Origin of the sequence: Bradyrhizobium sp. 186, assembly GCF_023101685.1 — a bacterium.
In the GTDB taxonomy this organism is placed as follows: Bacteria; Pseudomonadota; Alphaproteobacteria; order Rhizobiales; family Xanthobacteraceae; genus Bradyrhizobium.
In genome coordinates this window covers 3511641-3531503 of record NZ_CP082164.1, presented here as the reverse complement: position 1 = coordinate 3531503, position 19863 = coordinate 3511641, and the positions used below count along the sequence as shown (strand labels likewise).

The 19863-nt window shown below is 64.6% G+C and carries 19 protein-coding genes; 7 read left to right on the top strand and 12 right to left on the bottom strand.

Translation table 11 applies throughout. The annotated features are described in order from the left end of the window. The first annotated feature begins 22 nt into the window (after positions 1-22). Positions 23-1318, top strand: a complete 1296-nt coding sequence (locus tag IVB18_RS16820) for a hypothetical protein (RefSeq protein WP_247990147.1) — start codon at positions 23-25, stop codon at positions 1316-1318. 386 nt (positions 1319-1704) lie between these two features. On the opposite strand, the gene IVB18_RS16815 is transcribed toward IVB18_RS16820, so the two are convergent. Further along, positions 1705-2064, bottom strand: a complete 360-nt coding sequence (locus tag IVB18_RS16815; RefSeq protein WP_247991661.1) for a hypothetical protein — start codon at positions 2062-2064, stop codon at positions 1705-1707. A 97-nt stretch (positions 2065-2161) separates the two neighbouring features. Further along, complete coding sequence (locus IVB18_RS16810; RefSeq protein WP_247990146.1) at positions 2162-2605, bottom strand: RbsD/FucU domain-containing protein; 444 nt, start codon at positions 2603-2605, stop codon at positions 2162-2164. 201 nt (positions 2606-2806) lie between these two features. Here IVB18_RS16810 and IVB18_RS16805 point away from each other — a divergent pair, with 201 nt between their 5' ends. Further along, positions 2807-4603 carry a caspase family protein gene (locus tag IVB18_RS16805; protein ID WP_247990145.1) on the top strand — a complete coding sequence of 599 codons (1797 nt, stop codon included), beginning with the start codon at positions 2807-2809 and terminating at the stop codon, positions 4601-4603. Positions 4604-4671: 68 nt separating this feature from the next. On the opposite strand, the gene IVB18_RS16800 is transcribed toward IVB18_RS16805, so the two are convergent. The 4 genes from IVB18_RS16800 to thiD all read right to left on the bottom strand — a co-directional run bounded on the left by IVB18_RS16800 (position 4672) and on the right by thiD (position 8588). Beyond that, on the bottom strand, positions 4672-5655 hold the full coding sequence (locus IVB18_RS16800; protein WP_247990144.1) for a threonine/serine dehydratase: 984 nt from the start codon (positions 5653-5655) through the stop codon (positions 4672-4674). Positions 5656-5718: 63 nt separating this feature from the next. Beyond that, the gene (locus tag IVB18_RS16795) at positions 5719-6759 is read right to left on the bottom strand and encodes a glycosyltransferase family 1 protein (protein WP_247990143.1); all 1041 of its coding nucleotides are present in this window, start codon (positions 6757-6759) and stop codon (positions 5719-5721) included. After that, on the bottom strand, positions 6759-7571 hold the full coding sequence (locus IVB18_RS16790; RefSeq protein ID WP_247990142.1) for a UDP-2,3-diacylglucosamine diphosphatase: 813 nt from the start codon (positions 7569-7571) through the stop codon (positions 6759-6761). Before IVB18_RS16790 ends, IVB18_RS16795 begins: the two co-directional genes overlap by 1 nt. A gap of 216 nt (positions 7572-7787) precedes the next feature. Then, on the bottom strand, positions 7788-8588 hold the full coding sequence (gene thiD / locus IVB18_RS16785) for a bifunctional hydroxymethylpyrimidine kinase/phosphomethylpyrimidine kinase (protein WP_247990141.1): 801 nt from the start codon (positions 8586-8588) through the stop codon (positions 7788-7790). Between the two features lie 155 nt (positions 8589-8743). Between thiD and IVB18_RS16780 the strand changes: the two genes are divergently transcribed. From IVB18_RS16780 to IVB18_RS16765, 4 genes are all read left to right on the top strand, one after another. Further along, on the top strand, positions 8744-8989 hold the full coding sequence (locus IVB18_RS16780) for an Lrp/AsnC family transcriptional regulator (protein ID WP_247990140.1): 246 nt from the start codon (positions 8744-8746) through the stop codon (positions 8987-8989). 108 nt (positions 8990-9097) lie between these two features. Beyond that, entirely contained in the window at positions 9098-9520 is a 423-nt protein-coding gene (locus IVB18_RS16775; RefSeq protein WP_247990139.1) for a PqqD family protein, read from the top strand. Further along, positions 9471-10502 (top strand): hypothetical protein, encoded by a 1032-nt coding sequence (locus IVB18_RS16770; protein ID WP_247990138.1) that lies wholly within the window; start codon positions 9471-9473, stop codon positions 10500-10502. The genes IVB18_RS16775 and IVB18_RS16770 overlap by 50 nt, the downstream gene beginning before the upstream one ends. 24 nt (positions 10503-10526) lie before the next feature. Continuing rightward, positions 10527-11150 carry a glycosyltransferase gene (locus tag IVB18_RS16765; RefSeq protein WP_247990137.1) on the top strand — a complete coding sequence of 208 codons (624 nt, stop codon included), beginning with the start codon at positions 10527-10529 and terminating at the stop codon, positions 11148-11150. An 18-nt stretch (positions 11151-11168) separates the two neighbouring features. On the opposite strand, the gene IVB18_RS16760 is transcribed toward IVB18_RS16765, so the two are convergent. Both IVB18_RS16760 and IVB18_RS16755 read right to left on the bottom strand, forming a co-directional pair. Beyond that, complete coding sequence (locus tag IVB18_RS16760; RefSeq protein ID WP_247990136.1) at positions 11169-12818, bottom strand: nucleotidyltransferase family protein; 1650 nt, start codon at positions 12816-12818, stop codon at positions 11169-11171. Positions 12819-12941: 123 nt separating this feature from the next. Continuing rightward, a complete protein-coding gene (locus tag IVB18_RS16755) occupies positions 12942-13868 on the bottom strand; it encodes a c-type cytochrome (RefSeq protein WP_247990135.1) in 927 nt (308 codons plus the stop codon). A 153-nt stretch (positions 13869-14021) separates the two neighbouring features. Here IVB18_RS16755 and IVB18_RS16750 point away from each other — a divergent pair, with 153 nt between their 5' ends. Next, positions 14022-14441 (top strand): CHRD domain-containing protein, encoded by a 420-nt coding sequence (locus IVB18_RS16750; RefSeq protein WP_247990134.1) that lies wholly within the window; start codon positions 14022-14024, stop codon positions 14439-14441. Positions 14442-14549: 108 nt separating this feature from the next. On the opposite strand, the gene IVB18_RS16745 is transcribed toward IVB18_RS16750, so the two are convergent. From IVB18_RS16745 to IVB18_RS16730, 4 genes are all read right to left on the bottom strand, one after another. After that, complete coding sequence (locus tag IVB18_RS16745; protein ID WP_247990133.1) at positions 14550-15173, bottom strand: class I SAM-dependent methyltransferase; 624 nt, start codon at positions 15171-15173, stop codon at positions 14550-14552. Positions 15174-15296: 123 nt separating this feature from the next. Then, complete coding sequence (locus IVB18_RS16740; protein WP_247990132.1) at positions 15297-16580, bottom strand: cystathionine gamma-synthase family protein; 1284 nt, start codon at positions 16578-16580, stop codon at positions 15297-15299. Positions 16581-16965: 385 nt separating this feature from the next. Continuing rightward, on the bottom strand, positions 16966-17415 hold the full coding sequence (locus IVB18_RS16735; RefSeq protein WP_346732641.1) for a cytochrome c: 450 nt from the start codon (positions 17413-17415) through the stop codon (positions 16966-16968). A 94-nt stretch (positions 17416-17509) separates the two neighbouring features. Further along, a complete protein-coding gene (locus tag IVB18_RS16730) occupies positions 17510-19819 on the bottom strand; it encodes a xanthine dehydrogenase family protein molybdopterin-binding subunit (RefSeq protein WP_247990131.1) in 2310 nt (769 codons plus the stop codon). Between the last annotated feature and the right edge of the window lie 44 nt (positions 19820-19863).

Sequence of the window (19863 nt, the reverse complement as noted above, 5' to 3'; positions counted from 1 at the left end):
TGATTTGCGCGACGAGATTGACATGGCCTCTGAAGCATTCGCCCTCTCGCCTATGTCTGCCCGTGCGGCCGAGCCGAACGAGCAGGATTACGACGCGATCCGCGAAGCCTTCCTGGAGACCGCGCGCGGCCGCTGGTTCCTCGGCGAATATGCCAAGCGTAACCGCAATGCGGATACCCGCATGGTGCTCGATGCGGTCGCGAAAATCGAGGAAACCCTTGCGGCACAGCGACAACCGGTCGTCGAGGACCGCCTGCCCGAGGCGCTGGTCGAGATCCGCCGCGCCATCCGGGAGGCCGAGACCATCGCGATCTCAGCCTTCGACCAAGCGGCGATCGAGCAGGGCCTCGCGCCGATCCAGCGCGGCATCCGCATCATCAAGGAGATCTCCTGGCGCTGGCGCGAGATCGGCGCCGACGGGCGAATCTGCGACCTGATTGATTCGCAGCTCTCAGCCATCGAGGCGGCCTGCGCGCAGGTTTCGACCATCGACCCCCGCGCCGACCTCAAGGCCGCATTCGATCTGTTGAAGGACCGGGTCGAGCAGACCGACGCGGACGGCGACGCAGCGCCGCAGGCGGCGGCGCGTCCCTCCCCGGCGCCGGTGCAGGAAGCGCCGTGGGTGGCGGAGGCTCCGCAAGACATCGCCGCGGCTCCTGAGCCTGAAACCACCGTTGAAGCCGCCGGGGTCGTTGAAGCGATGTCCGTTGCTACAGCGATGGACGTCGCCGTCGAGCCGGAGATCGTCGCCGAAAGCCATGCGGCGGTTGAAGAGGGCGGCATTGCGATTGAAGCAAGCTTCGCCGAGCCTACCGCCTTTGCGGAGACGGCCGAAGAGCTTCCGTTCGATGCGGCTGCGGAGGCCGAGGACGAAGCGGTGCTCGAGCAGATCGCAATGGAGATGGCCGCGCCCGATCCGGACTTCGACGAGATCGTCGAGCCCGTCGAGATGGCTGCCGCAATTCCGGAGCCGATTGTCGCGGAGGTCGCAGCGCCGATCGCCGTCGAGATCCCGGAGCCGATCGCGCCGGAGCCGATCGCGGAAGAGCCGCAGGCAGCCGAGACGCCGATCGCGATGGAATCGCTCGCGCGCCTCACCGATGCCATCGCAGCGGCCGCCGCCGAGGTGATGGAGCATCCGGCGCCGGAGATGGCACCGACCGCAACGCTGCCGATGCCGTCACCCCTTTCCGAGGCCTCGCTCGGCGCGACCATCCTCGCCAGCGGCATCCTGCAAAAGCCCCGCGCCCCCGCCAACGATCCCCTGGCACCGCTCCGCCGCATGACCCAAGCGGAAAAGATCGCGTTCTTCTCGTAAGGCGAGCGCAACTCCCAGTTCCGTCATCCTGAGGCGCGAGGCTTGCGATGCGAACGCATTGCAAGCCGAGCCTCGAAGGATGAACGGCCGAGATGCTGCCGGGCCGCCGCCCTTCGAGGCTTGCCCTGCCGCGCGCTTGCGCCGCAGGGCGCGTACCTCAGGGTGACGGCGATAGATGGAAGCGCGCTGCTGATCTCGTCATTGCGAGCGCAGCGAAGCGATCCAGAATCTTTCCGCGGCGGCGGTCTGGATTGCTTCGCTGCGCTCGCAATGACGGAGTGTGGGGCAACAGCTCCGCTCACTCTCGTGTCCCGGGCATGCTGCGACGCCTATAGCGCGTCGAAGGATCCTAAGCTCGTTTTGACCGATATATGAAGATCAGCCGATCACCCGCAATTCCAGACCGCGCCGATCGGGGTCCGTGTCCAGCACGGACCGAAGCTGCCGCCATTGTAGCGGCCACCGCCAAAGCCGGGACGGCCGAAATAGCGCCACTCGCCATCCCAGCCGTAATATTGGGGGACCGGGTCAATGTACCAGTGGCGGCGGTCGTTGCGCGAAAGGCGCCGCATCGCGTCCTTCTGCTTATAGAGCGGAATGCTGTTGCTGAGCGGCTGGCGATAGCCCGGCAGGAAGCCGTAGCCATGCCAGGCCGCTGCCGGCCGTTTCGTGATTGGCGCAGCTGATGCTGCGACCGACAGCAGCGACAGAATGATAGCAACAGATAGACACACAAGGCGGGACATGAGTTGACGATAGACAGTCGAGTAGGAGAAGGCCATTCAAATTCGAGTGCAAAGCGATTGCGGGATCACGGACCAATCGAATCGTCCGGAACTTGCCCTAGCTGATCACGCCCTTGCGGATCAGGAAGCATCCATACCCGCGACTGTCCCCCACCTGCACGACACCAAAACTCGCAGCGGCCGCGCGATAAAAATCCGGTCTCGAAAGCTTGCCGCGGCCGACCGGGCGGCCCACGGAGCGTTCGATCTCTGCCATCACGGCGCGCTGCACGTCGGGGACGCGGTCGGGATCGTCGACGGGCATCATCACGCGCACCGGATCCGGATCGAAATCGTCGAGCGGATAGAGCGTCATGATGGCGCGGACGGCGGTCTCCATGCTCATGCCCGGCAACTGGATCAGGCGTTGCGACGACGTCGTTCGGGCGATGTGCGTTGCCGGGTGATTGGCGTCGACGACCACGAGGTCATCGCCATGACCCATGGAGGCCAGCAGCCAGAGCAGATCGGGCGTGAGGATCGGATCGATCGATTTCAGCATGTGACGAGCTATCCCCCAAACGTGTCTTTCGCCGGCGAAACCGGCGCAGTCGGCAAGCGAGCGCTTAACCATAGCTGGTTCCAGCGTGATTCAGATCACGCAGCATACCATGGTGATCGCGATCACGGACCCAGGGCTCGAACGCGGCCAAGCTTCCTCGCAACCAATCTCGTATCGAGATGAGTGCCAAAGGAGCACGCCATGTTCCGCCTAAAGCCTTTCCTGATGTATGCGGGCCTGCTGGGGAGCCTGGTCGGCTTCGCCTGCGGCCCTGTTTCCGCGCAAGTTGCCCCGGTCGAACCGGCCGCCCCGACCGCACTGCAAGGTCCGGAGCAGCGGGTTGCGCTGGTGATCGGCAATTCGAACTACCAGAACGCGCCGCAGCTCGCCAACCCCGATAACGACGCGCAGTCGATGGCGCATTTTTTGAACTCGGCCGGCTTCGAGGTGGTCGCCGCGACCGACCTGACCCAGAACGACATGCTCCGCGTGGTGCAGGACTTCTCGGCCAAGGTTTCCGCGCGTGGTCCGAACACGGTGGCGATGGTCTACTACGCCGGTCACGGCGTGCAGCTCGCCGGCGAGAACTATCTCGTTCCCGTCGATGCGAAGGTTTCCAGCCCGACCGAGCTCATCAACAACTCGGTTCGCCTCGTCGACGTGATGTCGACGCTGGAGACGATCCCGAGCCGCATGCGCATCGTCATCCTCGATGCCTGCCGCAACAACCCGTTCCCGACCGTCAACGACGCCGGCCGCGGCCTCGCCATTGTCGATGCGCCGAACGGCTCGATCGTGGGCTATTCGACAGCGCCGGGCGCGGAAGCGCAGGACGGCACCGGCGGCCATAGCCCCTATACGCAGGCCTTCCTCAACGTCGCGCGCGAGCCCAATGTGCCGATCGAGCAGCTGTTCAAGCGCGTGCGTCTCGAGGTCAACCAGACCACCAGCGGCGCGCAGATCCCGTGGGAGAGCTCGTCGCTGACCTCGGACTTCACTTTCTTCGGCGACACGGCTGTCGCCGCCAACCGTGCGCCGGTGAACGCGCCGGTGGTGCAGATGGCCTCCAATTTGCCGAGCCGCTCCACGCGTCAGGCCTATGACTATGTGCTGTCCGAAGGTCGCCCCGAATACTATCAGGAGTTCATCCAGATGTATCCGCACGACCCGCTGTGCGATCACATCCGCTGGCTGCTGTCCAACCTCCTGCTCTCCCAGGCTTGGCACAAGGCGGTGCTTGCAAACTCGCCGCTCGGCTACAAGAGCTTCTATGACAGCTACGGCAACAGCCCCTATGCGCAAGTCGCGCTGAAGCTTCAGACGCAGCCGAAGCTGATCCCGCTGATGCAGGCGACCAAGTTTTTGGCCCCGCAGAATATCGACCCGACCTTCAAGATCGGCAATCTCGGCCAGCCCAAGTACATGCCGCTGACGCAGCAGGGCAATGGCGGCACGATGAACGGCAACCTGCCGGTCGTGCAGAAGCCGATCGACAACAACGTCATCGGCAAGCTCGGCAATGGCGGCCAGATCGTCAACCTGCCGGCGGGCAACCAGCAGAACGGCACGCCGTCGCAGACCCCGGGCAAGATCTTGACCCTGCCCGCGCCGACCAACACCACGACGAACAATGGCGGCATCGGCAAGATCGTGACGCTGCCGGCGACCAACACCACGCCCAATGCCGGCAATGCCAACGGAAACCCGGGCAAGATCGTGAGCATGCCGGTGAATATCGGTAAGGTTGGCTCGAACATCGACGTGAAGCCGATCAACGTTCAGACGCAGAGCAATCCGATCCGCATCAACAACGGCGTCAAGCTCAACAACGACCTGGTGAACAAGGTGCAGGTCCAAAACAGCCAGCAGAACAACCGTCCGCAGTTCAACACGACCAACCGGATCGATAACGGCGGCGGCAACAACTTCCGGCAGTCGATGAATCAGGCGCCGAGCATGAACAGCGGCAACAATCGCCGTGGCGGCTTCATGCACTGATCGCGCCCTGAGCGCACACGATAAAGGGGCAGAGCGGCGACGCTCTGCCCCTTCTTCATCTCAGAAAATCACGCAACAAGCTCGGCGAACAAATCGGCGTCGACATTGCCGCCGGAGAGCACGATGACCACGTTCTTGCCGGCGACGTCGAGACGCCCCGCAAGCAGCGCGGCGAGTCCGACGGCGCCGCCGGGCTCGACCACGAGCTTCAGCTCGCGATAGGCAAAGGCGACGGCGGCGCCGACTTCCTTGTCCGATGCGGTCACGCCGCGCGCCAAGAGCTTGCTGTTGATCGCAAACGTCATCTCGCCGGGGATCAGCGCCATCAGCGCGTCGCAGATGGTGCGGCCCGCGGGCGCATGCGGCTCGCGATGGCCTGCCGTCAGCGAAAGGCTGTGGTCGTCGAACGCCTCCGGTTCGGCCACCACGATCTGGGCCAGCGGATAACGCGCCTTCACCGCGGTCGCGACGCCCGCGATCAGGCCGCCGCCGGAGGCTGGTGCCACCACGATGTCAGGCGCAATGCCGAGGCTCGCCATGTCCTCGGCGATCTCACGGCCGGCGGTGCCCTGGCCGGCGATCACAAACGGATCGTCATAAGGTCTGACCAGCGTCGCGCCGCGCTTCTCGGCGATGCCGCGCGAGATCGCCTCGCGGTCGTCGCGGTCACGGTCATACAGCACGACCTCGGCGCCGTAGGATTTGGTGCGCTCACGCTTGGAGAGCGGCGCATCCGCAGGCATCACGATGGTCGCCTGCATGTCGAGAATCTTCGCCGCCGCTGCCACGCCCTGGGCGTGGTTGCCGGAGGAGAACGCGACGACACCGCCTGCGCGCTTGTCCTGCGGGATCGAGGCCACCTTGTTGAAGGCTCCGCGGAACTTGAAGGAGCCGGTGCGCTGGAGCATCTCCGGCTTCAGGAAGACCTTTGCGCCGACGCGCTCATTGAGCACGGGAAAGGACAACAGGGGGGTGCGGATGGCGAAGGGCGCGATCACGCGCGCTGCGGCGTCGATATCGGCGGGGCCGATCGGAAGGGGCTGTTCGGTCATAGCCGATGTTATCGCGGCTGATGAGGCGCGGGCAAGACACCTCAGCGAGAGGATTTTGTCCCGTCAGGCGACGAAGCGCGCCAGATCCGCCCCGTTCCGGCCGGGCAGCACCGCGCCGACCGCCAAAATGCTGTCGACGAAGGCCCGGGCCGAGGCCTCCCAGGTATAATCGGCGGCGAATTCGACACAGGCCTGCCTTGAAACGTCGAGTGCGGCGAAGCAAGCGCTGCGCAGATCGTGATCCAGCGCGCCGACCGGCGCATCGCCGATCACGTCGCGGGGCCCCTTCACCGGGAAGGCCGCGACCGGCAGGCCGCTCGCCAGCGCTTCCAGCAGGACCAGGCCGAACGTGTCGGTCCTGCTCGGAAACACGAAGACATCGGCCGCCGCGTAGATGTCCGCCAGTTCCTCGCCGTGCTTTTCGCCGAGGAAGATCGCATCCGGATAAGCCTCTTCGAGCGCGACACGCGCCGGCCCATCGCCGACGATCACCTTGGTGCCGGGCAGATCGAGGTCGAGGAAGGCCTCCAGATTCTTCTCCACCGCGACCCGGCCGACCGGGAACACCGGCACCGGCAGGCAGAGATCGATGGCGCGGGGGTGGAACAGGCTGGTATCGACGCCGCGCGGCCACAACACGACATTGGTAAAGCCGCGCTCGCCGAGTTCACAGGCGAGCGCCGGCGTTGCGGCCATCACGGCCCGGCTGCTGCTGTGGAAACGGCGCAGCGCCCGCCAGATCAGGGATTCCGGAACCGGCATCCTGGCACGGACATATTCGGGAAAGCGGGTGTGGAAGCTGGTCGTGAACGGCAGCTTGCGCTGGCGACAATAGCGGCGGACCATTAAGCCGATCGGCCCTTCGGTGGCGATATGGATGCTGTCGGGACGGGCCTCTTCGATCAGCTTCGCGATCTTCGCCGGCCGCGGCATCGCAAGACGCACGTCGCGATAGCTCGGCATCGCGAAGGTGCGGAACGATTGCGGCGTCAGGAACGTGAACGCGACGCCAAGCGCCTCGGCGGCGTCAGCGAGCTTGGTCAGCGTCCGAACCACACCGTTGACTTGCGGGTGCCAGGCGTCGGTCGCGACCAGGATGCGCATCAAGCTGCCCTTGCCGCCACGGGCACGACCGGGACCGCCTTCTGCAACTGATCCGCCCAGGTGATGATCTCGAAACGGCCGTCGTCGTGCTCGACCAGCGCCGTGCAGCTCTCGACCCAATCGCCGCAGTTCATGTAGCGGATACCGCCCTCGTCGCGGATCACGGCGTAGTGGATGTGGCCGCAGATCACGCCGTGGGCGTCGTGGCGGCGCGCCTCGGCGGCGAGCGCCTGCTCGAACGCGCCGATATAGTTGACGGCGTTCTTGACCTTCTGCTTGGCCCATTGCGACAGCGACCAGTACGGCACTTTGAACATGCGCCGGAAGAAGTTGACGAAGCGATTCATCTGGATCGCGAAGTCGTAGGCCTTGTCGCCGAGATGGGCGAGCCAGCGCGCGTTCTGCACCACGAGGTCGAAGATGTCGCCGTGGATGACGAGATAGCGCTTGCCGTCCACTCCGGTGTGGACGGTGTTCTCGACGACGTCGATCCCGCCGAAATGCGTGCCGTAATAGTTGCGCAGGAATTCGTCGTGATTGCCGGGGATGTAGATGACCTTGGCACCCTTGCGCGCCTTGCGCAAAAGCTTCTGAACCAGGTCGTTATGCGATTGTGGCCAGTGCCAGCTCGATTTCAGCGCCCAGCCGTCGACGATGTCGCCGACGAGATAGATGGTATCGGCGTCGTGGAAGCGCAGGAAGTCCAGCAGAAGGTCGGCTTGCGAACCGCGGGCTCCGAGATGAACGTCGGAGATGAACAAGGTGCGAAAGCGCCTTTCAGGGCTCTCGTCACTCACATCGTAACTTCCCATGCGACAGCCTGTAACAATATCCCGTGACAGGGGGATGACCGATTGAACCTTTGAGGCACCCTCAGATAACGAATCAAACCTCGCCTCGCTCTCCCCGCGAATATCAGTCGCATGCGACAATCAGGCGACATGGCGCCGCACAGGCCTCCGCAAAACCCGGAGGGACATGGCCTTACTGGTTAACGACGGGAGCCGACGCAGCGCGCGAAGCCGACGTCAGTAAAACCTGTGGAAATGATGGATCGGCCCGTGGCCGTGGCCGACGCTGAAGCGGTCGGCGGCCGCAATCGCCGCGCTGATCCAGGCCTTGGCGTTGCGCACGGCGCCCTCGAGATCCTCGCCCTTGGCAAGCCCCGCCGCGACCGCTGAGGACAGCGAGCAGCCGGTGCCATGGGTGTTTTGGGTGGCGACGCGTGGCGCGGCGAGCGCGATCGTTCCTTCGGCGCTGACGAGATAGTCGGTGCTCTCGGCGCCCTCGCCGTGGCCGCCCTTGATCAGCACCGCGCGACAGCCGAGCGCCAGCAGGCGGCGCCCCTGGCCTTCGATGTCGGCCTCGGTTCGCGCGACGGGTTCGTCGAGCAGAGCGGCAGCCTCCGGCAGGTTGGGTGTGATCACCGAAGCCAGCGGCATCAACTTCGTGCGCAGGGCGTCGACGGCGTCGGACGCCAGCAGGCGATCGCCGGAGGTTGCGACCATGACGGGATCGAGCACGACGTGGCGGGGTGCCCAGCGCGACAGCGCGGCTGCGATCGCATCGATGCTGGCGGCCTGCGCCACCATGCCGATCTTCACCGCGCCGACGTCGAGATCGGAGAACACGGCATCGATCTGTGCGGTGACGAAATCGGCCGGCACCGCGTGAATGCCGGTGACGCCTTTTGTGTTCTGCGCCGTCAGTGCCGTGATGACAGAGGCGCCGTAGACGCCGAGCGCGGCAAAGGTCTTCAGATCCGCCTGGATACCGGCGCCACCGCTCGAATCGGAGCCGGCGATGGTGAGCGCCACGGGCGTCGTCATGGGGCGATTTTCCGCTGGTTCGGGGCCATGATCCGTCCTACCGCGCATGCCGGGAGGCAGCAAGTTTGCTTGCGCCCGGAGGCAGCAAGTTCGCTTGCTAAATCCGGCCGATTTTGGCCTATTAGCCCGCCAGATATGACTTCGGAGTGACTGCAATGGTTCCCTTTTTCGTCCAGATCAAATGCAAGCTCGGCCAGTCCTATACGGTCGCGAATGCGCTTGCCGAGGCCGAGATCGCTTCCGAGATCTACTCCACGGCCGGCCATTACGACTTGCTGGTGAAGTTCTACGTCGACAAGGACACCGACATCGGCCACTTCATCAACGAGAAGGTGCAGGTGCTGCCCGGCATCCAGGACACCCTCACCATCATCACCTTCAAGGCGTTCGGGGCGGTCTAGCTGCCCGGAATTGTCGCAATTGGCGCAGTTCTCGCAGCCGAACGCCTATGCTAGCGTGCGGCCCTTGGAATTGCGGTTCTTGGAATTGAAGTGAGTACTGAGCAAGTCATGGCCCTCACCGTTTCGGTGCCGCTGCTGATCAGCCAGCAGTTTGATAGTGAAGTGGTGTTGGCCAACTATCAGAACGGCGTCTACTACAACCTCGACGGCAGCGCCGCCCAGGTCTGGCTCGGCATCAAGGCCGGCCGAACGGTTGAGGAGATCGCGAGCGCATGTGCCGCCGCGACCGGCGGCGATCCCGCCTCCATTGCGCAGCAGGTGCAAGCCTTCATCGACAGCATGCTGGCGGAAGGCCTCATCGCGAATGGCGAGGCCGATCCGCGCGCCGAGAGATGGTCGCCGGTGCTCAAGGACGAATTCGCCGCCCCGGAATTCCAGCGCTTCGACAATCTGCGGGAGCTCTTGCTGATGGATCCCGTGCATGACGCCGGCGACGAAGGCTGGCCGCTCCGCGAGCCCCATGAAGGCTAGCGGTCTCATCCGGCAGCAGATCACGGCGGTTTTCGCCAGAGCGGCATCGGAGCCGATCGAAGCCTACGCCCGCTGCGGCCCGTTCGGCTTGCGTCTCGAATTTGCCTCGCAGGATTTGGCCGGCACGTTCCTGCCCGCTTACATCCTGCGCGCACCAGGCAATTTCGATCTCGACCTGCGCTTCATCACCGCCGCCGACCATGATCTCTCCGCGCTGGTGCCGGAAGCCGCCGAGCGCCCGCGCCTGTTGATCGAGGACGGGATCTATTCGGTATGGCAGCCGGCCGTCATTCCCGTGCTGTTCGCGATCGACCTGGTCGCACGGCACGGCATCGCGTGGCTGCCCAAGGGCGAGGCACCGCCCTGGATCCGCAGCCGTCCGGCGATCTCGCTGATCCATGCCATGATGCACGATACGCCCTGGTGTGCCGTTCACGCCGCGGCGGTCGGAAGCACGGCGGGGTTCACGCTGCTGGCCGGCGAAGGCCACAGCGGCAAGACCACCGCGACGCTCTCCTGCGCGAAGGCCGGCTGGCACTATGCGGGCGACGATTTTGTCGCGGTCGACAGCGAGACCGGACAGATCGAACCGCTGTTCTGCTCCGCGCGGCTGCGCCCTGCCCTGGTCGACACGTTTCAAAGCTTCATCGGCGAGACCACGCCGGTCTCGGACTTCAACGGCGAGCCGCGCCACGAGCTGAGCCTTGCCGATCTCGGGAACCGGATCGGCGGCGGCCGGCTGCGCGCGATCTTCATCCCCCGCAGGCGCGGCGCGGCATCGCCCCAATTCGCGCCGGCCCGGCAGTCGGACGCGTTTCGCGCGCTGCTGCCGACCACGGCCTACGAATTGCCGGGATGGCCCAACGTGATCGCCGACAAGGTCGCGCGGATCGCAGGCCTCGCACCGGTGTTCTTCGCCGACACCGGCACCGCGCCGATGGACATTCCCTCCGCCTTCGCCCGCCAACTGGAACGGCTCTGAGGCTACGCCGACATGCAGGTCTCCGTGGTGATCGCCGCCTACAACGCCGAGGCCTACATTGCCGAGGCGATCGAGAGCGTGCTCGGCCAGACAGTCCCGCCCGGCGAGGTCATCGTCATCGACGACGGGTCGATCGACGGCACGCGCGGCATTCTCGACCGGTTCGGCGACCGCATCGTCGCGCTCGCCCAGAACAACAGCGGCCAGGCCATTGCCGTCAACAGGGCCCTGGCGATGGCGCGCGGCGAGCTCATCGGGTTCTGCGATGCGGACGACCTCTGGACTCCGCGCAAGCTGGAGCTGCAATCGGCACTGCTCGAACATCACAGCGACGTCGAGGCCGTGTTCGGCAAGGTGCAGCAGTTCGTCAGCCCCGACGTACCGGAAGACCAACGCCAGCGCCTCATGCCGGCCCTCGAGATCATGCCGGGCGAGCTCAAGCAATGCATGCTGATCCGCCGCGCCGCGCTCGACCGGATCGATGCATTCGATGAGACGCTGCCCGCGACGTTCTTCATCGCGTGGCTCGGCCGCGCCAAGCAGAGCGGCCTCAAAACCGCGCATGTCGACGATATCGTCGTCCGGCGCCGGCTCCAGCTCGGCAATGGCGGCCGCACCAATACCGAGGCGCAAGATCTCGAGCACTGATGGCGCTGCGCAAGGCCATCAAGGCGCGGCGCCCGCCGGAGTGAAGACCGGCGCGCCGTTGATCGAGACCGATTTCACGAACAGCCCGAGCAGGCGAGGATCGATCGAATGACCGATGTCGCTCGGCCGCTTGGCGTCGCGCATCCGCAGCGCGACGATGATTTTCCGCGGCGCCGAGCCGACCACCTTCGCGTTCAGTGAAAATCTGAACGGCATAGGGTCTTCACGTCCTGCTCTTACCTGCAGCTTGCCGCCGGTACCGGCGTAGGCCTCGAAGCGGAACGGCTCGTTATCCGGGGGCAGGAACGGCACGACCGCAAGCTCCACGATCACGGAGGTTTGGGCCGGCGCATCGACGCTCGCCTCGATCGTGGCGAACCCGCGGTCCGTCCACCGTCCCTCCTCCTCCGGAATGGAAAAGCCGTGTCCGAACCAGACGTCCGCGCCCTGCAATGGATGGACCGGTGCGGCCGCCTGCCGCCACAGCCGCGCGAGGACCGCGCCCTTGAAGACGGGAAAATGCGCAGCACTAGCATCGAGCGCCGCGACGGCGGCGCCGGGAAGCCTTGGCCAATCGCTTCGCAGAAATGGCGCCTTGAATTGCGCACGCAGCGCGGCGAAGAACGCGACCAGGAAATGCTGCCACGACGAGCGCTGCCCCGCCGGCACCTTCCGAACGGAGATCTCGATCGCGCTTCGCGGCGGGCTATAGCTCCAGAGCTGCGCAACCAGTCCTGCCGGCACGAGACCCTGCGTTTCCCGCGCGACGACATCCAGCAACTGGGCGGCAAACAGGCTGCCGCCATACCGTGTGACGAGCGCGCGAAACCGCTCCCAATCGACCTTGCCGCCGTAATTTTGCAGCACATGCACGATCTCGAGCGCGCGGAAGACGATCTCCTTCTGGTCCTCGGGTTCAGGCCGCATGGCGGCGATCGCCAGATGTTCGGCCAGACCCGGGATCAGCAGATCATGCGTCAGCAACGTCGCTGGTTCGGCGGTCGTGAACAGCTCCTCGGTGAAGCTGTCGTCATCGAGCCAGAAAATCGCACGCCAGTGCAGATCGATCGCGCGGCCGAACCCGGCCCGCGACATCGCGACGGCATGGATGTCGCGATCGAAGTCGGATTCCGAGAACAGCTCGACTTTCATGCCATAGCTGCGAAACGACGCCTGCCGCAGCACCTCGATCGCGCGGGCCGCATCCTTGCGGCGAACCAGGAGATCGTAATCGCCCGTCATGCGCTTCGCCATGTAGCTCTCGTCGCGCGCAAACAGCGCACCGCCCTTGATCAGCAGCGCCGCGATGCCGGCGTTTTCGAGCGCCGTATTGGCCTCGACGAGATCGCGGACCCGCGTCGCGTTCGACAACCACACATGCTTGACGACGCCGCGCATCCGTTTGGTGTCGGCATCCGCGATTCCGGCCCGGTCGGCCGTGGCCACGAGGAGCGGCATGGTCCGGTAAACCACTTCGTCGGCCGCATCGAGCGGCTCGGACGCGCGCCAGGCGCGATAGGCGTCGATCGCCGCCGGCTCCTCACCAAGAGCGGCCCTGAAGAGCGTCAGAAAACGCAGATCCAGCACCGTCGGGAGTTTTGGCGGACGCGCCATCTCAACCGAACGGTTGAGCCGCGAGTCGCGTGCCGTCGGGCCCGGCGAAATCACGCGTCGAAACGATCAGCCGCAATCGCGCAAAGACTCGACACCCCATCGTCACGCAATTCCAATTCCCGTTCGGCAGCAAGGATGGGGGTGCAACCACCTCGTGTCAATCGGCAAGGTCCGGCCTCAGGCGCCACCTTGCTTGCGTTTTGGCGGCGTCGGCCCATCGACCGGCGGCAGCGACTTCAGATAGGCCGCCATCGCGGCGCGATCCTGCGCCGTGAGCTGCGCCAGATTCTTGATGACCGGCCGCATCGCGCCTGACGCGCTGTCGCCTTCGGGCATCTCGCCGGTTTCGAGAAAATCAGCGATCTCTTTCTCGCTCCATTCCCCGATGCCCTTTTGCGTGATGTTGGGCACCCAACCCTCGCCTTCCGGATTGGGGCCGCCGGCAAAGCGCTGCGCGGTGATGATGCCGCCGAGGACATTGCGCGGGCTGTGGCATTCCGCGCAATGGCCGAAGCTATTGACGAGATAGGCGCCGCGATTCCATTGCGGCGAGCGCGTTGCATCCGGCACGAACGGCTTGCCGTCCATGAACAGCAATTTCCAGATGCCGACATTGCGGCGGATGTTGAAAGGAAACGGCAGGTCGTTATCGCGCACCCTGCCCGGCACGGCCGGCAAGGTCTTCAGATAGGCGAAGAGATCCCGAACGTCGTCCAGCTTCGCGATATGATAGGACGCGTAGGGAAGTGCCGGGAAGTAATGCGTTCCCTCCGGCGAAACGCCCCGCATCACGGCGCTGACGAAATCGGCCTCGCGCCAGCGCCCGATGCCGTCGGTTGGATCAGGGGAAATGTTGGGAGCGTAAAACGTCCCGAACGGCGAGCCGAGCGGCAGGCCGCCGCCGAGCCGCAGACGGTCGGGCTGGTTGGGCACGGCATGGCAGGACGAGCAGCCGCCGACGTTGAATATCTCCTGCCCGTTGGCAAGATCAGGCGCGCGGGACGGCAGCGGGACCGCCAGCGCAGCCGGCGCCGTCAGCCACCAATAGGCGCCGAATGCCGCGACGGCGGCAAGGAGGGCGGCAAGCAGTGTTCGTCGCAGCATTGAGGCATTCCATCCAGATCAAACCAATTTACGGGTCAGTTCGCGGCCGCTCCAGCCACGAATAATTTAGATGGCTTGATCCGTCGGCGGGAATAAAATCAAACCCGCACTGTTTGCAGATTGACACCATCAGACGTCAACAGGGAGACGACCATGAACAAGCCCGTTTTTGTCACGCTTGCACTCGGAGCGGCCATCGCTTTTGCCGGTCCGGCCTGCGCGGAGAAATTGAAGGCGACGCTTGACGGCAAGGCCGAAGTGCCTGCCACGACCACCAGCGGCACCGGCACGGCCGATCTGGACTATGACGCCGCCAGCAAGAAACTCTCCTGGAAGGTGACCTATTCGGGACTCTCCGGCCCCGCCACCGCCGCCCACTTCCACGGCCCCGCCGAGACCGGCAAGAACGCCGGCGTCGCGGTTGCAATCCCCAATGCCACCTCGAGCCCGGTCGAGGGCAGCGCGACGCTGACCGATGCGCAGGCCGCCGATCTCCTCGCCGGCAAGCTCTACGTCAACATCCACACCGCGGCCAATCCGGGCGGCGAGATCCGCGGTCAGGTGACCAAGTAAGCGACCAACTGCTTCCTCGCGGAAAGGCCGGGCGCTGGAGGGGGCGCCTGGCCTTTTCGATTCCGGGCTGGTGCAATGTGCGCCCAATAGCCCGGATGGCGCAAAGTCTCAGACGGGACGCTTCCGCACTGCGACCTGGTGGCTCTTGAGGATCACTTCGGCATCGGGGTGCCAGGCGAGGAAGGTGTCGACCGCGGGCGCGACACGTTGTGCTTCGGGATTGTCCGGCATCCAGGTGTAGTCGTCCATCAACATCACGCCGCCATCGCGCAGCAGGCGCCAGGCACCGAGGCAATCGATCATCACGTCGTCGCGCTGATGGCTGCCGTCGACATAGATGAAATCGAACACCGCCTTCTCTTCGCGCAGGGTGCCGAGCGCCTTGATCGAGGTGCCCGCGATCTTGCGGAGGCGCGTGCCATAGGCGGCAAGGTTACGGTCGAATCGGTCGGTATATTCCTCGTCGAAGAGGTCGACGCAGGTGAGGTCTGCGCCGGCGAAGAACTCGAGCCAGAACACGGCAGATCGCCCCTCCTTGGAGCCGATCTCGAGCACCCGGCTGGTCGTATCGCGCATATCCTCGAACAGCATGCTCCAAGCGACCGTGCGAGCGGCCACGTAGTCGCGCCGAAAGTCCTTGCCCGCAAAGATGCGAGCGTATGGGTCCTGGGCCCGCGCCAGCTCGATGACCCGCGCGCGAAGTTGCGTCAGTCGGGCAGAGGGGTCGCTCATCAGAGGCCGGACCTTGGCTGCGCGACGGCGCCGATGATCGGGCGATCGCTTTGGGTCAAAGGCCGACATTAACGCCCGACGAGCCCCCGCGTCTGCCCCAATCTCGGAGCAACCGCCGCGCGCTTAAGCCGCGTTCAACGCCTGCGCGAGGTCCGCGATCAGATCCGACGGGTGCTCGATGCCGATCGACAGCCGGATCGTGGAATCGAGGACGCCGATTTTCTGTCTGATGTCGGCGGGAACACCGGAATGGGTCATGGTTGCGGGCAGGCTCGCAAGCGATTCCGTGCCGCCAAGGCTCACCGCCAGCTTGAGGATCTGCAGCGCGTTGAGGAATTTGAACGCCGCCTCCTTGCCGCCGACGATGTCAAACGAGAACGTCGATCCCGCGCCGAGGCATTGCCTCGCGAACACACGTCCGGCCGGCGAAGCCTCCTCGTGATGACCAAGGTAATGAACCTTGGCTACCTTGGGGTGATCGCGCAAATAGTCCGCCACGAGGCGCGCGTTCACATCGGCTTTTTCCATACGAAGGCTCAGCGTCTCGAGCGACCGGTTGATCATCCAGCAGGAGTGCGGATCGAGCTGGGTGCCGATGGCGCCCCGGAGCGCCTTGATGCCTTTCATCATCGCCTTCGAACCGAGCGCGGCGCCCGCGATCAGGTCGGAATGACCGCCCACATATTTGGTCAGCGAATACAGCGAAAGGTCCGCGCCGTGCTCGATCGGCCGCTGAAACACCGGTCCGAGCAGCGTATTGTCGCAGGCGATGATCGGAATGTGTCCCTGGGTCTTTCCGATGTCCTCGGCAACACGGCGGATCATCGCGATGTCGACCAGGCCGTTGGTCGGATTGGCGGGGGTTTCGATCAGAATCATCGCGACCCGGCCCTTCCGCACGGCCTCCTCCGAGGCCTGCCTGACCACGGCCTCGTCGACACCATCGGCGAAGCCGACGGCGCCGATCGAGAGACGTGCAAGCGTGTTCGTCAGCAAAGTTTCCGTCCCGCCATAGAGCGGCTGGGAGTGCAGAATGACATCGCCAGGGCGGACGAAAGCCAGGATCGTGGTCGCGATGGCCGCCATGCCGGATGAGAACAACGCACAGCTCTCGGTGCGTTCGTAGATCGAGAGCCTGTCCTCGACAATTTCGCTGTTGGGGTGATTGAAGCGCGAATAGACGAGGCCGGCGCCCATCCCTTCCGGCGGCTCGCGACGGCCGGAGACGAAATCGAAGAAGTCCTGTCCGTCTTCCGCCGTTTTAAACACAAAGGTCGAAGTCAGGAAGACCGGCGGCTTGATGGCGCCTTCCGACAGTTGCGGATCATAGCCATAGGTCAGCATCAGCGTTTCGGGATGCAGCATATGGTTGCCGATGTGGGTCTTCGACGGAAACGGTTTTGCCATGGCCTGTCTCGCTGTTCTTGATGCAGATCCTCGCCGTGCGTTGGAACTCCGAACGTCGTGAGGCAGTCAGGAGCGAGATGCGCCCGCATTCGACAGCTCGCATCAACGCGGCGGCTGGAATCGAAGATAGCCGCTCTGACAGCGATCCGTCAGGCCTTGCAAATAGAATTTGCTGCTGCCTGTTCCATGGCTGTCATTCCCCGCGACCCGGCTACGCCAAGGCTACGCTGGGGCTTGCGGTCTCGGGGCGCCGAAGCTTTAGCGAAGGCGGCAAGCGGGGAATCCAGTATTCCAGAGACGTCAAACGGTCCCTGCACTGCCACGGCGTACTGGATCGCCCGCTTTCGCGGGCGATGACGCTGAACTTGTGGTGTCGTGCGTGCCGCTACTTCAGCTTGAGGCGATACGTCTCGTGGCAGTCGGTGCAACGGTCGTTCATCGCGGTATAGGCGACCTTGAGGCTCGCGAGATCCGTGATCTTGCCTTTGACGTCGGCGATCGCCTTCTGCACCGGCGGGATCTTGGAGTCGAAATCGGCCTTGCTCTGCCAGACTTTTGGTGACGCGCCGTAGGTGGCGTTCACCACGTCCTGCTTGGGATTGACCTCGAAGGTCTTGGCGATCTTGGCCACATCGGCCTCCAGATTGGCGATCGCCTCGTCGACGACCTTCTGGTTATAGGGGATATCGCCCTTGGTCATCTTGAGGATGATCGTGTACAGGCTCTTGGCCTGGGAGCGCATCAGATTGTCCTGCTGAACCGCAATCTCCTGCTGCGCCATCACGGCGCCCGCACCCAGCAAGAGGGTGCTCACGACAATCATCGTCCGTTTCATCGGCTAGTTTCTCCGGCTCGCAGAGGTCTGGGGGTGGGCCATCCAAGGATAGAACCCGGCGGCGGGCGTTTATTCCCGCCGCGGAGATCGCGGCTTAGAGGCTGTGACGGCGATGGTGCTCGTTGATGGCGATCCACACCCGCTCCGGCGTTGCCGGCATGTCGATGTGGTCGATCTTGTACTCGCGCCAGAGCCCGTCGACGATGGCGTTGACGACGGCCGGACAGGAGCCGATCGCGCCGGCTTCGCCCGCCCCCTTCACCCCCAGCGGATTGGTCTTGCAGGGGACGTTGGCGGTCTCGAACACGAAGGACGGACCGTCGGCCGCCCGCGGCAGCGCATAGTCCATGTAGGTGGCGGTGATGAGCTGCCCGTCACTCGGGCCGTAGACCACCTGCTCCATCAGCGCCTGGCCGATGCCCTGCATGGCGCCGCCATGCACTTGCCCAGCCAACAGCAGCGGATTGAGCGTCTTGCCGAAATCATCGACGATCACATAGTTGACGATCTTGATGATGCCGGTGGCCGGATCGATCTCGACCTCCGCCAGATGTGTGCCGTTGGGATAGGTGCCGTCGGCGCTGGCGAAGGTTGCGCTGCCGTTCATCTTCGACGGATCAGCCCCGGGGCGCTTGGCGAGATCGGCAAACGAGATCGAGCGGTCGGTGCCCGCGATGCGGATTGCGGCGCCCGAAATCTCGAGGTCGCCGGCGCTGGCCTCCAGTGCCTGCGCCGCGATTTCCTTCAGCTTCTTGCCCAGCTCGCCCGTGGCACGCTCCACGCAGACGCCGCCTGTCGGGATCGAGGCCGAGCCGCCGGTGCCGAGACCGGTCGCGATCTCGGCGGTATCGCCCTGGCGGACATGCACGCGCTCGGGCGGCAGGCCGAATTGCTCTGCAACGATCTGGGCGTAAGCGGTCTGGTGACCTTGCCCGCTCGACTGCGTCCCGATCAGGACGGTGACGTCGCCGTTGGGATCGAGCCTGACGTTGGCGGTCTCTTCCCCCATCACGCCGCAGACCTCGACATAGCTCGCCAAGCCAATGCCGCGGATCAGGCCGTTCTTCCTGGCGAGCTTGGCGCGCTTGGGAAACTCCTTCCACTCGCCGATCTCCATCGCCCGCTTCAGATGCGCTGCGAAGTCACCGGAATCGTAGACCTTGCCGGTCGCGGTCTTGTAGGGCAGCGCCTTCGGCTGGATGAAGTTTTTGCGGCGGATGGCGTCAGGCGTCATGTCGAGCTTGCGCGCGCAGGCATCGACCAGACGCTCGATGACATAGGCGGCCTCGGGCCGGCCCGCACCGCGATAGGCGTCGACGGGAACGCTGTTGGTAAAGATCGTGCGCACCCGGCAATGGAAGGCCTGGATGTCGTAGAGGCCCGGCAGCATGCCGGCGCCGCCATGGGGAATGTAGGGCCCGAAGGTCGATAGATACGCGCCCATGTCGCCCATCAGGTCGCAATCCATGGCGAGGAATTTGCCGTCCTCGGCGAGCGCCATCTTCGCGGTGGTGACGTTGTCGCGGCCCTGCGCGTCACCCATGAAATGCTCGGTGCGGTCGGCGGCCCATTTCACCGCCTTCTTCAATTTGCGCGCGGCGACCGCCAGCAAGGCGTATTCGCGGTACGGAAACAGTTTTGTGCCAAAGCCGCCGCCGACGTCGGGGCAGATCACCCGCATCTTGTCGGTTGGGATATTGAGCACGTTCTGGCAGAGGATATCGCGCAGACGGTGGCTGCCCTGGCTGCCGACCGTCAGCGTCAGATGATCGTTCTTCGCGTCGTATTCGCAGACCGCCGCGCGGGTCTCCATGAAGCTCGCAACCACGCGCGGATTGACGATCGAGATCTCGGCGACCGCATGCGCTTTCGCGAAGACGGCTTCGGTCGCGGCCTTGTCGCCGATCGAGACGTCGAACAGCGCATTGCCGGGTTTGTCCGACCAGACTTGCGGCGCGCCCTTTTTCACGGCGTTGACGACGCCGGTCACCGCCGGCAGCGGGCTCCATTTGACCTCGATCGCCTCGATCGCGTCGCGGGCCTGGTCGATGGTCTCGGCGACGACGAAGGCGATGGAATCGCCGACATGGCGCACCTCGTCCTTGGCGAGGATGGGGTAAGGCGGGCCGGTGAACGGATCGGTCTCGAGATTGAACAGGCAGGGCAGATTGCCGAGATCCCCGACGTCGTCGGCGGTCAGGATCAGCGCGACCCCTGGCAGCGTGCGGGCGCGGCTCGCATCGATGGTGTACTTGGCATGCGCATGCGGCGAACGCAGCATCAGGCAGCGAAGTGCGGCCTGCGGCGCGTAATCGTCGGTATAGCGGCCCTTGCCGCGGATGAGTGCGTCATCCTCCTTGCGCAGCACGCTTTGGCCAACGCCGAACTTGATGGGAGCAGCCATTTTATCTTCCCGTGGTTGTTTTGCCGCATATTGCCGTGGAAAAA

Coding starts and splice junctions, on each gene's coding strand:
- IVB18_RS16820 (WP_247990147.1), top strand. CDS start 23: ATGGCCTCTGAAGCATTCGCCCTCTCGCCTATGTCTGCCCGTGCGGCC.
- IVB18_RS16815 (WP_247991661.1), bottom strand. CDS start 2,064: ATGTCCCGCCTTGTGTGTCTATCTGTTGCTATCATTCTGTCGCTGCTG.
- IVB18_RS16810 (WP_247990146.1), bottom strand. CDS start 2,605: ATGCTGAAATCGATCGATCCGATCCTCACGCCCGATCTGCTCTGGCTG.
- IVB18_RS16805 (WP_247990145.1), top strand. CDS start 2,807: ATGTTCCGCCTAAAGCCTTTCCTGATGTATGCGGGCCTGCTGGGGAGC.
- IVB18_RS16800 (WP_247990144.1), bottom strand. CDS start 5,655: ATGACCGAACAGCCCCTTCCGATCGGCCCCGCCGATATCGACGCCGCA.
- IVB18_RS16795 (WP_247990143.1), bottom strand. CDS start 6,759: ATGCGCATCCTGGTCGCGACCGACGCCTGGCACCCGCAAGTCAACGGT.
- IVB18_RS16790 (WP_247990142.1), bottom strand. CDS start 7,571: ATGGGAAGTTACGATGTGAGTGACGAGAGCCCTGAAAGGCGCTTTCGC.
- thiD (WP_247990141.1), bottom strand. CDS start 8,588: ATGACGACGCCCGTGGCGCTCACCATCGCCGGCTCCGATTCGAGCGGT.
- IVB18_RS16780 (WP_247990140.1), top strand. CDS start 8,744: ATGGTTCCCTTTTTCGTCCAGATCAAATGCAAGCTCGGCCAGTCCTAT.
- IVB18_RS16775 (WP_247990139.1), top strand. CDS start 9,098: ATGGCCCTCACCGTTTCGGTGCCGCTGCTGATCAGCCAGCAGTTTGAT.
- IVB18_RS16770 (WP_247990138.1), top strand. CDS start 9,471: ATGACGCCGGCGACGAAGGCTGGCCGCTCCGCGAGCCCCATGAAGGCT.
- IVB18_RS16755 (WP_247990135.1), bottom strand. CDS start 13,868: ATGCTGCGACGAACACTGCTTGCCGCCCTCCTTGCCGCCGTCGCGGCA.
- IVB18_RS16750 (WP_247990134.1), top strand. CDS start 14,022: ATGAACAAGCCCGTTTTTGTCACGCTTGCACTCGGAGCGGCCATCGCT.
- IVB18_RS16745 (WP_247990133.1), bottom strand. CDS start 15,173: ATGAGCGACCCCTCTGCCCGACTGACGCAACTTCGCGCGCGGGTCATC.
- IVB18_RS16740 (WP_247990132.1), bottom strand. CDS start 16,580: ATGGCAAAACCGTTTCCGTCGAAGACCCACATCGGCAACCATATGCTG.
- IVB18_RS16735 (WP_346732641.1), bottom strand. CDS start 17,415: ATGAAACGGACGATGATTGTCGTGAGCACCCTCTTGCTGGGTGCGGGC.
- IVB18_RS16730 (WP_247990131.1), bottom strand. CDS start 19,819: ATGGCTGCTCCCATCAAGTTCGGCGTTGGCCAAAGCGTGCTGCGCAAG.